Annotated in this window: 16 protein-coding genes and 1 other annotated feature (1 of these 17 running past the window's edge); of the genes, 12 read left to right on the top strand and 4 right to left on the bottom strand. The window is 56.0% G+C overall.

Annotated features, from left to right (window positions below; genetic code table 11):
• Positions 1–69, top strand: a sequence feature (ribosomal protein L21 leader region); it begins 20 nt to the left of the window's first position.
• 12 nt (positions 70–81) lie between these two features.
• From rplU to obgE, 5 genes are all read left to right on the top strand, one after another.
• On the top strand, positions 82–393 hold the full coding sequence (gene rplU / locus FKP33_RS06740) for a 50S ribosomal protein L21 (RefSeq protein WP_054798075.1): 312 nt from the start codon (positions 82–84) through the stop codon (positions 391–393).
• 7 nt (positions 394–400) lie between these two features.
• Positions 401–739 (top strand): ribosomal-processing cysteine protease Prp, encoded by a 339-nt coding sequence (locus FKP33_RS06735; RefSeq protein WP_054798076.1) that lies wholly within the window; start codon positions 401–403, stop codon positions 737–739.
• A gap of 14 nt (positions 740–753) precedes the next feature.
• A complete protein-coding gene (gene rpmA / locus FKP33_RS06730) occupies positions 754–1,065 on the top strand; it encodes a 50S ribosomal protein L27 (protein ID WP_127607824.1) in 312 nt (103 codons plus the stop codon).
• Positions 1,066–1,198: 133 nt separating this feature from the next.
• Positions 1,199–1,843, top strand: coding sequence for a Spo0B domain-containing protein (locus tag FKP33_RS06725; protein ID WP_127607826.1), 645 nt, complete (start codon positions 1,199–1,201; stop codon positions 1,841–1,843).
• Between the two features lie 36 nt (positions 1,844–1,879).
• On the top strand, positions 1,880–3,181 hold the full coding sequence (gene obgE / locus FKP33_RS06720) for a GTPase ObgE (RefSeq protein ID WP_141334295.1): 1,302 nt from the start codon (positions 1,880–1,882) through the stop codon (positions 3,179–3,181).
• A 284-nt stretch (positions 3,182–3,465) separates the two neighbouring features.
• Here the strand turns inward: obgE and FKP33_RS06710 are convergent, their stop codons facing one another.
• Genes FKP33_RS06710 through FKP33_RS06700 form a run of 3 tightly spaced genes read right to left on the bottom strand, consistent with a single transcriptional unit; the run spans position 3,466 to position 5,160 of the window.
• Positions 3,466–4,281 carry an ABC transporter ATP-binding protein gene (locus FKP33_RS06710; protein ID WP_258313390.1) on the bottom strand — a complete coding sequence of 272 codons (816 nt, stop codon included), beginning with the start codon at positions 4,279–4,281 and terminating at the stop codon, positions 3,466–3,468.
• Positions 4,282–4,313: 32 nt separating this feature from the next.
• Positions 4,314–4,625: an MTH1187 family thiamine-binding protein gene (locus FKP33_RS06705; protein ID WP_141334290.1), complete on the bottom strand. Its 312-nt coding sequence runs from the start codon at positions 4,623–4,625 to the stop codon at positions 4,314–4,316.
• A 31-nt stretch (positions 4,626–4,656) separates the two neighbouring features.
• A complete protein-coding gene (locus FKP33_RS06700) occupies positions 4,657–5,160 on the bottom strand; it encodes an NUDIX domain-containing protein (protein ID WP_054798567.1) in 504 nt (167 codons plus the stop codon).
• Positions 5,161–5,298: 138 nt separating this feature from the next.
• Here FKP33_RS06700 and FKP33_RS06695 point away from each other — a divergent pair, with 138 nt between their 5' ends.
• The 7 genes from FKP33_RS06695 (at position 5,299) to FKP33_RS06665 (ending at position 13,301) form a co-directional block, all read left to right on the top strand.
• Complete coding sequence (locus FKP33_RS06695; protein ID WP_054798566.1) at positions 5,299–5,769, top strand: ACT domain-containing protein; 471 nt, start codon at positions 5,299–5,301, stop codon at positions 5,767–5,769.
• 187 nt (positions 5,770–5,956) lie between these two features.
• On the top strand, positions 5,957–7,243 hold the full coding sequence (locus FKP33_RS06690) for a homoserine dehydrogenase (RefSeq protein WP_127607836.1): 1,287 nt from the start codon (positions 5,957–5,959) through the stop codon (positions 7,241–7,243).
• A gap of 7 nt (positions 7,244–7,250) precedes the next feature.
• On the top strand, positions 7,251–8,312 hold the full coding sequence (gene thrC, locus FKP33_RS06685; RefSeq protein ID WP_127607838.1) for a threonine synthase: 1,062 nt from the start codon (positions 7,251–7,253) through the stop codon (positions 8,310–8,312).
• A gap of 14 nt (positions 8,313–8,326) precedes the next feature.
• Positions 8,327–9,310 (top strand): homoserine kinase, encoded by a 984-nt coding sequence (gene thrB, locus FKP33_RS06680; protein WP_141334288.1) that lies wholly within the window; start codon positions 8,327–8,329, stop codon positions 9,308–9,310.
• Positions 9,307–10,191, top strand: coding sequence for a prephenate dehydratase (gene pheA, locus FKP33_RS06675; protein WP_127607840.1), 885 nt, complete (start codon positions 9,307–9,309; stop codon positions 10,189–10,191). Before thrB ends, pheA begins: the two co-directional genes overlap by 4 nt.
• A 5-nt stretch (positions 10,192–10,196) precedes the next feature.
• Complete coding sequence (ilvE, locus tag FKP33_RS06670; protein ID WP_141334287.1) at positions 10,197–11,075, top strand: branched-chain-amino-acid transaminase; 879 nt, start codon at positions 10,197–10,199, stop codon at positions 11,073–11,075.
• Positions 11,076–11,561: 486 nt separating this feature from the next.
• Positions 11,562–13,301 carry a LysM peptidoglycan-binding domain-containing protein gene (locus FKP33_RS06665; protein ID WP_181410060.1) on the top strand — a complete coding sequence of 580 codons (1,740 nt, stop codon included), beginning with the start codon at positions 11,562–11,564 and terminating at the stop codon, positions 13,299–13,301.
• A gap of 196 nt (positions 13,302–13,497) precedes the next feature.
• Here the strand turns inward: FKP33_RS06665 and FKP33_RS06660 are convergent, their stop codons facing one another.
• Positions 13,498–13,743 (bottom strand): hypothetical protein, encoded by a 246-nt coding sequence (locus FKP33_RS06660; RefSeq protein WP_141334283.1) that lies wholly within the window; start codon positions 13,741–13,743, stop codon positions 13,498–13,500.
• Positions 13,744–13,841: the final 98 nt, after the last annotated feature.

Raw genomic sequence — 13,841 nt, 5'->3', positions numbered from 1 at the left:
AGCGGGTTCCGTTCAAGCGCTTGTCTTTCGGGTCAAGCCACCTTGGCTTAGGCGAGTCTGAGACATGAGGAGGTGCAACAAATGTACGCTATTATTGAAACAGGCGGTAAACAATACAAAGTTTCCGAAGGCGATGTTCTTTACATCGAGAAACTGGAAGCAGGCGCAGGCGATGCCGTAACGTTCGATCGCGTGCTGGCCGTTTCCAAGGAAAGCGGTTTGGTCGTAGGAGCTCCGCTCATTTCCGGCGCTACCGTTTCCGGTAAAGTCGAGAAACACGGCAAAGGCGAGAAAATCATCGTTTATAAATACAAAGCGAAGAAAAACTATCGCCGTAAGCAAGGTCATCGTCAACCGTACACAAAAGTTGTGATCGAAAAGATCCAAGCGTAAGAACGATATGATTCGCGTCACGATTAAACGGGGAGCGAGCGGTCGGATCGAGCGTTTTCATGCGGACGGTCATGCGCAGTACGACGAACCGGGCAAAGATATCGTTTGTGCCGGCGTATCGGCGGTCACGGTCGGCACGGTCAACGCGATTGAAGCGTTAACCGGTGTGCAGTTGAAAACCCGGATGAAGCACGGATTTCTGTCGGCGGACATTCCGCCAGCGGCCGATGCCCAGACGGAAAGCAAGATGCAGTTGTTACTTGAAGGCATGGTCATCATGCTGAAATCTATTGAACAGTCGTATAGCGCATATATAGCAATGCAAGACCAGACATCATCCAAGTAAGGAGGTAGACAGACATGTTACAATTGAATCTTCAATTGTTCGCATCGAAGAAGGGTGTAGGTTCCACCAAGAACGGTCGCGACAGTATCGCGAAACGTCTTGGCGTGAAACGTGCCGACGGTCAAACCGTAACGGCCGGCAGCATCCTCGTTCGTCAACGCGGAACGAAAATTCACCCGGGCAATAACGTGGGGATCGGTTCCGACGACACGCTGTTCGCGAAAGTGGAAGGCGTCGTGAAATTCGAACGTCTCGGTCGCGATCGTAAAAAAGTGAGCGTCTACCCAGCAACGGCAGCTCCGGTAGCCGCTGCGGTAGAAGTGTAACAAACGGCAAACGTCCAAACCCTGGCGAACTGAGCTTCGCCAGGGTTTGTTTTTTTGCAGAAAATCGTGAACTTTGCTATACGGCATGCTATACTGTTAAGGATATCCATGAGCGGAACGGAGAGATCGGAGCATGGCCCCAAGGGTAAATGATGGCGATAACGAACAGCATAATACGGACAAGCCGGCACCGCGCCTTGCCCTGGAGTCCGCTGCGCTTGCGTCGGAGCAGGACTTGCTTGTGCTTCGTTTATTCAATCACTACCGGCATGATTGGATGAATGACATCCAAATCTTAATGGGTTACGTGCAATTAAAAAAGTATGATAAATTGCAGGCGATGATGGAAAAAATAAAAGACAAGGTGCAGCAGGAAAGCTTGATTTCGAAGCTTGGCATTCCGTCTTTAATTGTGTACCTGCTCTCGTTCCAGACGGAAGTGAAGGAGCTGCAGCTGCACATGCGGATGAGCGAAGAAATTCGCCTGCAGGAGCTGCCGCACGCGCATGAGGTGGCCGAGGGAGTGAAGGCGCTGATGGAAGGCTTCAAGCAGGAAGCGGTCTCTTCGACGAATTCGGAGGTCAACACGCTGGAATTGACATGGTCCAAGCAGGATCGGACGCTTTGCCTGGATATCAGCTACGAAGGCGGCTATCTTCCGGAGCGGCTGCAGCGGCTTGAAGCGAGCCTAAACTCCCGTTGGAAAACGGGCGGGTGGAGCATCCGGAGCCGGTACGATGAACGTTCGGTCGTTTGGGCGGCAGCCTGGACCTATTAATTTGCAGGATGGATACATAAAGAGGGTGAACGGGTTATGTTTGTAGATAAGGCTAAGATTTATGTTAAAGGCGGCGACGGAGGCGACGGTCTGGTTGCGTTCCGCCGGGAGAAATACGTACCCGAAGGCGGGCCGGCCGGAGGCGACGGAGGGAATGGCGGCAACGTCATATTCCGCGTGGACGAAGGGTTGCGGACGCTAGTCGACTTTCGCTATCAGAAGCATTTCAAGGCGGAGCGGGGCGAGAAGGGGCGCAACAAAAGCCAGCATGGCGCGAATGCGGAGCATATGATCGTGCGCGTACCGCCCGGCACGGTCGTTATCGACGACGACACGCAGGAGATCATCGCCGATTTGACGCGTCACGGCCAAGAGGTCGTCATTGCGAAGGGCGGCCGCGGGGGCCGCGGGAATACGCGGTTTGCGACGGCGAACAATACGGCGCCCGAAATCGCCGAGAATGGCGAAGAAGGCCAGGAGCGCTGGGTCGTGCTGGAGCTGAAGGTCATGGCCGACGTCGGTTTAGTGGGCTTCCCGAGCGTAGGGAAATCGACGCTGCTGTCCGTTGTGTCCGGGGCGAAGCCGAAGATTGGCGCATACCATTTTACGACGCTGACGCCGAATTTGGGGGTTGTAGACGTCGGTGACGGACGCAGCTTCGTGATGGCGGATTTGCCCGGTTTGATCGAGGGCGCGCATGAGGGCGTCGGACTCGGGCACGAATTTCTGCGGCACGTCGAGCGAACGCGGATCATTCTGCATGTCGTGGATATGGCCGGTACGGAAGGACGCGATCCTTTCGAAGATTGGTTGAAAATCAACGAAGAGTTGAAGCTGTACAACGCCAAGCTGGAAGAGCGCCCGCAGCTTATAGCCGCGAACAAGATGGACATCCCGGACGCCGAAGTATACCTCGAGTCGTTCAAGGAACAGCTGGCTGCCCGCGGGCTCGATATACCGATCTTCCCGATTTCGGCCGTGTCCAAGTCGGGCGTGCAGGAGATGCTCTACAAAGTCATGGATTTGCTCGAGACGATTCCGGAGATGCCGATGGTGGAGGAGCTAGTCGATTTGTCGGAGCGCAAAGTGTACCGCCTGGAAGAGGGCGATGACGACTCCTTCGTTATTCGCCGGGACAACGAGGCGTTCGTGGTCGAAAGTCCGAGCATCGAGAAGTTGATCAAACGAACCAACTTCAGCACGCAGGAGGCCGTTATGCGATTCGCGCGCATCCTGCGCAAGAAGGGCATTGACAAAGCGCTGCGCGAGCGTGGTGCGAAGGATGGTACGACGGTACGGATCGGCGACTTCGAATTTGAATTTGTCGAGCAGGAGTAGGAGGGGACGCCGCTTGCTGCATCACTGCCGGGCGGCGCAATTCCAAATAAATAGCGGAACTAGGATGCCGTATTATCCCGATTTCTGGTGGAACAACCAGATCTTGGGACGAATAGCGCATCGCAGTTCCGCTATTTTTTTATGGATTTCATTCAGCGGAGCAAAGGGAAGCGCGCAGGCTGCCGTCAGCCGCCGCAGCGTCTGGAGTCCGGCACGAAGCGGCGTAATCCGGCTTCGTCCGCGGCCCGGCAAACGGCCGGCTGCGGCAGGCGGCCTAGCGCTCGCTAGCTTTCCCGCGGCGACAGCCAAGCGCGGCCTTGCCGCCAATGCACGTCGACGGGAAGTTCGAAGAAGCGGGAGAGACGTTCTTCGGTAAGCAGCGCCGTCGTTGCGCCCGCATCGAACACTTCGCCCCGGCGCAGCAGCAGCGTATGGCCGAACATCGGCAAAATTTCCTCCGTATGGTGCGTAACGTACACAAAGGTAGGCGCATCCGCCTGCGCCCCCAACGCTTCAATGCCGCCAAGCAGCGTTTCGCGCGCGAACAGATCGAGCCCGTTGCACGGCTCGTCCAAAATGAGCAGCTTCGGCGAAGCCATCAGCGCGCGGGCGATCAGCACCTTCTGCTTCTCGCCCTGCGAGCACGTCTGATACGGCCGATCCCACAGGTGGGCGCAGCCAAGCTGGCGCATCAGCTCTGCAGCCCGTTCGAAGTCGTCGTCATCTGGCTTATCGTATAAGCCGATTGTAGCGAATTTGCCGCTGAGCACGACGTATTGCGTCCGATCGCTGGCGTGCAGCTTTTCCTGTAAAGACGAGCTGACCCAGCCGATCGACTTGCGCAGCTCGCGCAGATCAACCGTCCCGTACGTTTCGCCAAGCACGGCGACGCTTCCGCGGGTCGGCCAGATGTAACCGGTAATCATGTTGAGCAGCGTCGTTTTGCCCGAGCCGTTCAAGCCGAGCAGCGCCCAGTGCTCCCCTTTGCGAACGCGCCATGTGACGTCCGAAAGCAGCGTCTTCTGATCCCTGTTGTAGGTGATACCCTGCACGTCAATATCGTAAACGTATCTTTCATCTTTCGGGTTCTCATCGATCACGTTCCGTTTTCCTCCCACTCCCATGCGGGGCTCTAGTCCAGTTTATCCGCTACCGAGCGCAGCTTCTGCGCGACGGAGCCTTGCTTGTCGCGGCGGTCGTCGAACTTGACCGAAGTACAGACCCGCTGCGCGCCGGAGGCGAAGGGCAGCTCGTGCATGCCGCGAATGATGCGCAGCAGCTCGTCGAATTCCCCTTCGACGATCGTGCTCATCGCGGTCAGCTCAAACGATATGGCGCCCTTGGCTTGTTCATCCGTCAAGTACCGGTGAATGTCGGCGACATAGGCGCTCAGGCTGGTCGACGCCGTCCCGACGGGGATAACCGTAATTTCGGCAATGGCCATGATGTCTCGCCCCTTTCTTCCGTTTAAATCGTTACCTTTGCTGCGGATCCACCAGCTCCGTCCAGTGAACCGCAGGCGAGCCGTCCGGTTCGTAACCTGCCGTTCCGACCCAGACGTGGGGGCTCGGTCCGTGCTCGAAATAATGTTCAAGCAAGCGGTGGAAAATAAAAGGGATTTCACGATTCAGCACCTGTTCGCGGGGAATCCAGAACAGCTCGCCTTCGTCGGTTTGATTGACCGTGCGCTTCCCGGTCCTTCCCGTATAAATGAACTGCTGGCGCACTTCCTGTTGATTTAACCGGATAAGGATGTACTGCAGGCGCAGGTCGCGCAAATCTTCGGGAAGCAGCCCCGTTTCCTCATGGATCTCGCGAAGCACGGCCGATTCGGGATCATTAATTTCATGAGGCTCCAAATGACCGCCGACGGCCGCCCACATACCGGGGGATAACGTACGGTACGGAGAACGCTTCATCATCAGCATGTCGTTCTGATGGAATAATATAGCAGTCGCTATCATCCTCGCTCGGATCAACCGGAATCGCTCCTTTTCGCAGGTGTATATCATCACTTTATCATATTTTCAAGTGGAAAGCCTATTGCCGGGGAGAGCGTGTTGCGATATAATGTCCACTAGATGAAAACAATCGTCTGTGTAGAGAGGACTGTTATCGTGCCTGACAAACATACCGAGGGAAAACCGCCGCAGGGGCAGCGATTTTTCTTGGTCCGCGAGGACATCTTGCCGGAAGCGCTCTTCAAGACGCTGCAAGCGAAGGAACTGCTGGCCCGCGGCGAAGTGAAGACGGTCCACGAAGCGGTGGAGCAGGTGGAATTAAGCCGCAGCGCTTTTTATAAGTACAAAGACGGCATCTTCCCGCTCACCAAGCTGGAGCGCGACAGGATCGTCACGATCTCCATGGATTTGGAGCACCGATCCGGCATCTTGTCCCGCGTGCTCGCGCTGATCGCCGGGCTGGAAGGCAATGTGCTGACGATCCACCAAACGATTCCGCTGCAGGGCATCGCCAATGTCGTCATCTCGGTAGAGACGTCGATGATGGGCGAGAACGTGAGCCATTTGCTCGACACGCTGCGCAGCCAGGACGGCGTCACCCGCGCCACCCTCGCCGGGCAAGGCTAATACTAATAATAGCAGCGTTTTGGATGATGATAAGGGCAGTAAAAAAGAACCGGGGCGTGCAACGCCTTTGAAAATGAATTCGAACATCGCCTAGGGCTATCGTTCAAAGCATTCATGTTCAATCCAGGCTGGAGGTCTTTATTACGAACCGGGACTTATCGTACAACAACGCATAAGGAGGACACATATGAAACCCGTCAAAGTAGGATTACTCGGTCTAGGTACAGTCGGTACCGGGGTCGTTCGTATTGTGGAAGGACACCAGCCCGATCTGCTCAGCCAATCGGGCTCCCCGATCGAAATCGTGAAAGTATTGGTCAAGGACAGCAGCAAAAGCCGCGGCATTCATGTGGCTGCGGATAAAATCACGGAAAATCCGTGGGACGTGATCGAGAACCCGGAAATCGACGTCGTTGTGGAAGTGATGGGCGGTATCGAGCTGTCCAAACAATTGATTCTCGCAGCGCTGGATCGCGGTAAACATGTGGTCACCGCCAACAAGGATTTGATGGCGCTGCACGGGCCGGAGATTTTGGCGAAAGCGGCAGAGAAAGGCTGCGACGTGCTCTACGAGGCGAGCGTCGCCGGCGGTATTCCGATCCTCCGGACGCTGGTCGAAGGTTTTTCCTCGGATCGCATTACGAAAATTATGGGGATCGTCAACGGTACAACCAACTATATTTTGACGAAGATGAGCCAGGAGGGCGCTGCGTACGACGATGTGCTGAAGGAAGCGCAGCAGCTCGGCTATGCGGAGTCCGATCCGACCTCGGACGTGGAAGGCTTCGACGCGGCGCGCAAAATGACGATTCTCGCCACGCTCGGCTTCCGTGCGAACGTAGAGCTGTCGGACGTGTCCGTAAAGGGCATCTCCAAAGTATCCAAAGAAGACATCGCGTACGGCAAACGTCTCGGATATGAAGTGAAGCTGCTCGGCATCGCGGAGCGTCAAGACGAGCACATTAGCATCAGCGTGCAGCCGACGATGGTCAAGCATTCGCATCCGCTCGCATCGGTCAACGGCGTGTTTAACGCCGTGTACGTTTATGGCGAAGCGGTGGGCGAAACGATGTTCTACGGACCGGGCGCCGGCGAAATGCCGACCGCGACCTCTGTCGTGGCCGATCTGGTGGCCGTCGTGCGCAACCTGAACCTTGGCATCAACGGCCGCCGCGGGTTCGTGCCTTATAAGGAGAAGAAGCTGAAGACGGACGAGCAAATCGCGTCGAAGAACTTTATTTTACTGCATGTGGAAGACAAAGCCGGCGTACTGGCGCAAATTACGCAAGTATTCGCCCAGCACGAAGTGAGCCTGGAGTCGGTGCTTCAGCACCCGAACGCGACCAACCCGCTTGCCGAAATTATCATCATTACCCATGACGCCAATAAAGCTGCGATGAATAACGTGTTGAAGCAAATCGAGTCCATGAACGTCGTTCAAGCGATCAAGAGCGTCTACCGAGTGGAGGGCTAAGCAAGACATGAGATGGAAGGGACTTCTGGAAACGTACAGACCCTATTTGCCGGTGAATGAGAGCACGCCGCTGCTTACTTTGCAGGAAGGCAATACGCCGCTTGTACGCGCGGAGAACTTGTCAAACGAGCTCGACCTGGATCTGTACTTTAAATACGAAGGGCTGAACCCGACCGGCTCTTTCAAAGACCGCGGTATGGTTATGGCCGTAGCCAAAGCGATGGAAGAAGGCAGCCGTACGATCATGTGCGCGTCGACGGGCAACACCTCGGCGGCAGCTGCGGCTTACGCGGCTCGCGGCGGCTTGAACTGCATCGTGCTCATCCCGAACAACAACATTGCGCTCGGCAAGCTGGCGCAGGCGATCATCTACGGCGCGAAAGTCATCGCGATCGAAGGCAACTTTGACCGGGCGCTCGAAATCGTGCGCGAAATTACGGCCAAGCATCCGATCACGCTTGTTAACTCCGTCAACCCATACCGCATCGAAGGGCAAAAAACGGCCGCCTTCGAAGTGTGCGACCAGCTCGGCGGAGCGCCGGACTATCTTGCGATTCCGGTCGGTAACGCAGGCAACATCACGGCTTACTGGAAAGGCTTCAAGGAATACTACGAGAAGGGCAAGTCCCGATCGCTGCCGAAAATGATCGGTTTCGAAGCGGAAGGCGCCGCGGCTATCGTGCGCGGAGAGCCGATTCCGAATCCGGAAACGATCGCAACCGCGATCCGTATCGGGAACCCGGCCACTTGGAAGGGCGCCGAAGCGGCGGCTAAAGATTCCGGAGGTCAAATCAACTTTGTCACGGATGACGAAATTTTGCACGCCTACAAAACGATCGCTGCACGCGAAGGGATTTTTGCCGAACCGGCATCCGCGGCTTCGATCGCAGGCGTGATGAAACTGAAGCGCGAAGGGTATTTCGAGAAAGGTCAACGCGTCGTCTGCGTGCTGACCGGCCATGGGCTGAAAGATCCGAACATCGCCATTAAGAGCGTGGCCGCCGAGCCGGTTGTGGTGAAGGATTCCGAAGCAGCGGTTATGGAAGCCATTCGAAAGCTTGAAGGTTAGGGGCGCGGACAGACATGACGGATATCAATAAACGCAGAGTGCGTGTGAAGGTGCCGGCCAGCACGGCGAACCTCGGACCCGGCTTCGATACGCTCGGCATGGCGCTGGATTTGTATGCATGGATTGACATGAGCGTGTCGGACGAAACCCGGATTACGCTGCACGGGGATCAGATGAACGGCGTGCCTACGGATAAAAGCAACCTGATCTATGAAGTGGCTCAGCTCGTGTTCAAGCGGGCGGGAGTCGAAATTCCGGAACTCGATATCGCGATGTACAGCGACATTCCGCTGACCCGGGGACTCGGCAGCAGCGCCTCGGCCATCGTCGGAGCACTGACGGCGGCAAACGCGCTGATTGGGGACAAGTTCACGAAGGATGAGCTGTTTCAAATCGCCACCGAATTGGAGAAGCATCCCGACAACGTCGGTGCTTCCTTGTTCGGGGGCATCGTCGTGGCATTCTGGGACGGCAAGCGGGCAGAATATATTCGCGTAGAGCCGCACGAGAGGCTGGACGTGCTTGTGGCGATTCCGCATTTTCAGCTGTCTACGGAGAAAGCGCGCGGCGTGCTGCCGCGTGAGCAAAGCCTCGAGAACGCCGTGTTCAACGTGGGTCACTCGTCGGTGCTGGTCGCCGCTTTCTGCACGGGCCGGCTCGATATGATCCGTGTGGCGATGAAGGATGCGCTGCACCAGCCGTACCGGGCTCCGCTTGTGCCTGGCCTTGCCGGCATTCTCGCGGAAGCGACCGACCACGGCGCGCTAGGTGTCGCGTTGAGCGGCGCGGGGCCGACGATATTGACGCTGGTGGATCGGGATTCGGATAGGAAGAACGAGCTGGAATCATTCATGCGGGGCAAGCTTCGGGCCGAAGGGATCGAAGCGACTTTATTGTGGCTGAAGCCCGATCGGGAGGGAGTCGCCGCCCAAGTATTGGCGCCTGAGGAGCAAGGGTATTCCTTGCTTGAATTCGTTAAAGGGGAGACCTTGGGATGAAGCGAATCGCACTTCTCGGTCCGGGGACATTCACCGAGGAATCGGCTCATTATGTGCTCGGAACGGATGAATTTGAATATGTTAACTGCAAACTGATCGCGGATGTGTTCCAATCGACCGTGAACGGAACAACAGATTACAGCGTTATTCCCATCGAGAACACGTTCGAAGGCTCGGTGACGCTGCATGTGGATATGCTGGTCCATGAGGTGGATTTGCCGATACAAGCGGAGTGGGTGTACCCGATTTCGATCAATTTGCTCCGTTTGCCGAGCGGCGAAGGGCAGGGGACCGAGCTGGAGGCGGCGTGCGGGGAGATCCGTAAAGTATACTCGCACAGCGTCACACTGGCGCAGTGTCAACGGTTTCTGCGCAAATTCCTGCCGCATGTCGAGCTGGAGCAGGTCGGCAGCAACGGTGAAGCGGCCCGCCTTGTGCGGGAGCTGGGCGATCCGTCGGTCGCGGCGCTTGCTCCGATAGGTGCCGGCGTATTGTATGGGTTGTCGACGGTGGCGGCAGGCGTGCAGGATCACCAGAACAACTATACGCGGTTCGTGCTGATCGGACAGGAGAAGCCGCAGCTGAAGGCGTCGCCGCAGCAGAAGACGACGATTCTTATAACGATGCCCGAAGATTATCCGGGGGGACTGCATCAGGTGCTGTCGGCTTTCGCCTGGCGGCGCATCAACTTGTCCAAGATCGAATCCCGTCCGACGAAAAAACGGCTCGGTAATTATTACTTTTATATCGACATCGAGGCTTCCATGGATTCCGTGCTGCTGCCGGCCGCGCTGCAGGAAATTGAGGCGATCGGCTGCCAGGTGCGCATCTTAGGTTGTTACCCGACATATTCCTATGACCCAGAACAAGCGGAGGTGTAAAGAACGTGGCCCAAGTCATTTACTTGAACGGCGGCTTTGTGAGCAAAGAGGACGCTAAAATTTCGGTGTACGACCACGGTTTTTTGTACGGAGACGGTATTTTCGAAGGCATTCGGGTTTATAACGGCAACATCTTCAAATGCAAGGAACATCTGGACCGGCTGTACGATTCGGCCAAGTCGATCATGCTTGAAATCCCGCTGACCTTTGGCGAGATGCAGGACGTGCTTGTCGAAACGATTCGCCGCAACGAGCTGCGCGACGGGTACATTCGGCTGGTCGTCTCCCGCGGACCCGGGGATCTCGGCCTCGACCCGCGCCGTTCCCCGAAGGCGAATGTCATTATCATCGTGGAACAGCTGGCGATTTACCCGGAAGAAGCTTACGTCAACGGGCTGAGGACGGTGTCCGTCTCGACGCGCCGCAACGTGCCCGACGCGCTCAATCCGAAGATCAAATCACTGAATTACCTGAACAATATTTTGGTGAAAATTCAAGCGAACCTTGCCGGCGTGGGTGAAGCGATCATGCTGAATTCGCAAGGCTACGTAGCCGAGGGCTCGTCCGACAATATCTTTATCGTCAAACGCGGCGTTGTGTTTACCCCGCCCTGCTACTGCGGGGCGCTGGAAGGTATTACCCGCGCAGCCATTATCGAGCTGTGCGGCAAGCTCGGCTATAAGCTGAAGGAAGAGCCCTTCACGCTGCACGATGTGTACGTCGCCGATGAAGTGTTCTTCACCGGTACGGCGGCGGAAGTCATCGCGGTGCGCGAAGTCGACGCGCGCACGATCGGCGAAGGCAAAGCCGGACCGATCACGACGAGCCTGCTGCGGGAATTCCGCAAGCTCGTCCAAGTAGACGGCGTGAAGGTGTACGAGTAGGCTCGCGCACCTTCACGGTCCGCCGCCGAACGCGGCGTGTTTGTGCCCTTACGATAAACATAGCGGAACTCCAGTATCTTATTCCTGAAAATTGACGCCGTTTGGCGGCGAAGTATAAGGAATAAGATGTCAGAGTTCCGCTATTTTTTCGTTAGATAGGAAAGTGGCTCGGGTTAGGGGGGGACGGGCTCACAGGAATTGTTCCGGTATACGGAAGTGCAGGCGAACGGCAACACTGCCGGGTAACGTCATGTTGGGGGCTCGAGCCTGAATCGCATACGGAGCGTATAGCGGGAAGGTGGACAGTTCTGCGCTAATCGTCGGAGATTAGAGCCAAGGCATCCGGGAAACCTGGAAATAGGACCTTATCAGCGACAGGATGGAAATTTTTCAAGTTTGCGTGGTCAAATGCCTACCTTCGTGCATAAACTGTAATGTCATTTTGTTCCGGTAGCACAAAGCGCAAAACTAAGGAGGTTTATGCAATTGAAAATCCATCTTGTGAAAAAAGGTGACACCCTTTACGAGCTCTCCCAAAAATATCACGTGGAGCTCGACCAACTTATTGCCGCCAATCCGCAAATCGCTAATCCCGATGTGATCGATGTCGGGATGAAGGTGAAAATCCCGGATTCGCCTAAGCCTGTCCAGCAGCCGACGGATTACTTATATAAGCATGTCGTGGTGCAGGGCGACACCCTGTGGAAGCTTGGCAAAGCTTGGGGCGTGCCGTTGGCCGATATGGTGGCTGCGAACCAGCAGCTGAAAAATCCGAACGTGCTGATGACCGGGGAGATCGTGTACATTCCGAAGCTGAAATCCGACACGGGCCCGTCAATGCATCACCACTTGGCCAAAGCGGATACGTCCGTAATGCCGTTATCTCCGCTGCCGGTTGAGGAGGCGCCGATGATGCCGGAGGCGCCGCAAGCGCCGTTGAAGGAGGAAGCGCCCGGCATTACGCCGTATCCGAATATCCAGATGCCGACGCCGAATATCGGGATGCAGTCACCGAATATCGGGATGCCGACTCCGAATATCGAAATGCCGACACCGAATATCGGGATGCAGTCACCGAATATCGGGATGCAGTCACCGAATATCGGGATGCCGACTCCGAATATCGAAATGCCGACACCGAATGTCGGAATGCCGTCTATGGAGCCTACGTATGCCGGAAATATGCCGCCGGTAGCGAACTTGTTCCAGCAATTCCAAGTGCCGGCAACGGAAGTGATGATGCAAAGTCCCTGGGCGACGGAGCCGGAGCTGCCTGTATTTCCGAACCAGCCAAAGCACGGAGAAATGCCTTATACGATGAGTACGCCGAACGTGACCTACTCGCCGTATCCGAGTTGGGAAGCGCCGGCAGCAAGCAAAGGCTGCGGCTGCGGTCAACCGAATCTGCCTTATGCGCTGCCCCAAATGAACGCGCCATACGGCCAGGAGCCATTGGAGGCGTATCCGAACGCGCCATATGGCCAGGAACCTCTCGCGACGGACCCGAACGCGCCATACGGCCAGGAACCGCTGGGGGCATATCCGAACGCGCCATACGGCCAGGAGCCGCTGGGGGCATATCCGAACGCGCCATACGGCCAGGAGCCGCTGGGTGCGTACCCGAACGCGCCATATGGCCAGGAACCTCTCGCGACGGACCCGAACGCGCCATACGGCCAGGAGCCGCTGGGGATGTACCCAGGCACGCCGTACGGTCAGGAGCCGATGGGGATGTATCCGGGCACGCCGTACGATCAGGGGCCGATGGGGATGTATCCGGGCACGCCATACGATCAGGAGCCGATGGGGATGTACCCGGGCACGCCGTACGATCAGGAGCCGATGGAGATGTATCCGACGCCTTACGGTAGGGATCTGTACGACGCATACCCTGCTTCGCCGTACGGGTCGCCGATCTTGCCGCATGCCGTAGCGGGCTACCCGTTTCCGGAACCTGGCATCGCGGTGAACGTATATCCCGGCCTCGGGGCGATGCCGTTTGCGACGGCGGAACCTCTGGTTGCGGAGGAACGTGCGCTGTCGATCCACAAATCGAAGGACGGCAAGTCGGCCGCCGCTCCGGCTGCGAAAGAAGACGCGAGGGCGAAGCGTCCAGCCCGTGGGAAATCGGCCCGCGCCGCCATCAGCAGCTTGATTGAACGGAACAGCCGCAAAGCTCATCATCCTCCGAAAGTCAAAAGAACAAGACCTTGGTTAAACGACTAAGTCTGTCCGGTTTTTCACTAAGCAAATGCCGTCTTCCCGGAACGAATGCGTACGGGGGGCGGCTTTTTGTCCTTTATTTAAAGGCTGTGTTACCGTGTATTATTGATTTTAGACCCAAATAAAAACCGCCCGCTGAAAAGGCAGTTAATTAATCTATCGTATCAGGTAGCGTAACAATTTTATTGTAAGTTCATGTTCAATTCTCTTTGCTTTTTGATTCTTTATTTTTCTTATAGCGGATAATAGCCATGGGTAAATTTATGATTCCTAGAAGAAAAATCGTAAAACTTGGTATCAATTGAAATATAGTAGGATTTGCATTCCCATCGCCTACTGGTCCTGTTTTAGATTGGTTGCTATCCCATATTCCATACATAACACCGAGTATGGGTAAGATCAGACATGCGATACTGGCAATTATATAGACTACAAACCTGTTCAAGCTTCAACCCCCTCTGTATACAGCGTCAGTTACTTATGATCTGCAAAGGTAGAAGTTTATTGTAGCTAATCTCCGTCTTTTTACTGCAATCAATTTAC

Origin of the sequence: Paenibacillus sp. tmac-D7 (assembly GCF_006519665.1) — a bacterium.
In the GTDB taxonomy this organism is placed as follows: Bacteria; Bacillota; Bacilli; order Paenibacillales; family NBRC-103111; genus Paenibacillus_G; species Paenibacillus_G validus.
This window is presented reverse-complemented; position numbering and strand designations above follow the sequence as displayed.

What these genes read in the sequence shown, in the direction of transcription:
- FKP33_RS06725 (WP_127607826.1), top strand. Translation starts at nt 1,199, where the DNA reads ATGGCCCCAAGGGTAAATGATGGCGATAACGAACAGCATAATACGGAC.
- pheA (WP_127607840.1), top strand. Translation starts at nt 9,307, where the DNA reads ATGAAGCGAATCGCACTTCTCGGTCCGGGGACATTCACCGAGGAATCG.
- FKP33_RS06705 (WP_141334290.1), bottom strand. Translation starts at nt 4,625, where the DNA reads ATGGCCATTGCCGAAATTACGGTTATCCCCGTCGGGACGGCGTCGACC.
- thrC (WP_127607838.1), top strand. Translation starts at nt 7,251, where the DNA reads ATGAGATGGAAGGGACTTCTGGAAACGTACAGACCCTATTTGCCGGTG.
- obgE (WP_141334295.1), top strand. Translation starts at nt 1,880, where the DNA reads ATGTTTGTAGATAAGGCTAAGATTTATGTTAAAGGCGGCGACGGAGGC.
- FKP33_RS06690 (WP_127607836.1), top strand. Translation starts at nt 5,957, where the DNA reads ATGAAACCCGTCAAAGTAGGATTACTCGGTCTAGGTACAGTCGGTACC.
- rpmA (WP_127607824.1), top strand. Translation starts at nt 754, where the DNA reads ATGTTACAATTGAATCTTCAATTGTTCGCATCGAAGAAGGGTGTAGGT.
- FKP33_RS06735 (WP_054798076.1), top strand. Translation starts at nt 401, where the DNA reads ATGATTCGCGTCACGATTAAACGGGGAGCGAGCGGTCGGATCGAGCGT.
- rplU (WP_054798075.1), top strand. Translation starts at nt 82, where the DNA reads ATGTACGCTATTATTGAAACAGGCGGTAAACAATACAAAGTTTCCGAA.
- thrB (WP_141334288.1), top strand. Translation starts at nt 8,327, where the DNA reads ATGACGGATATCAATAAACGCAGAGTGCGTGTGAAGGTGCCGGCCAGC.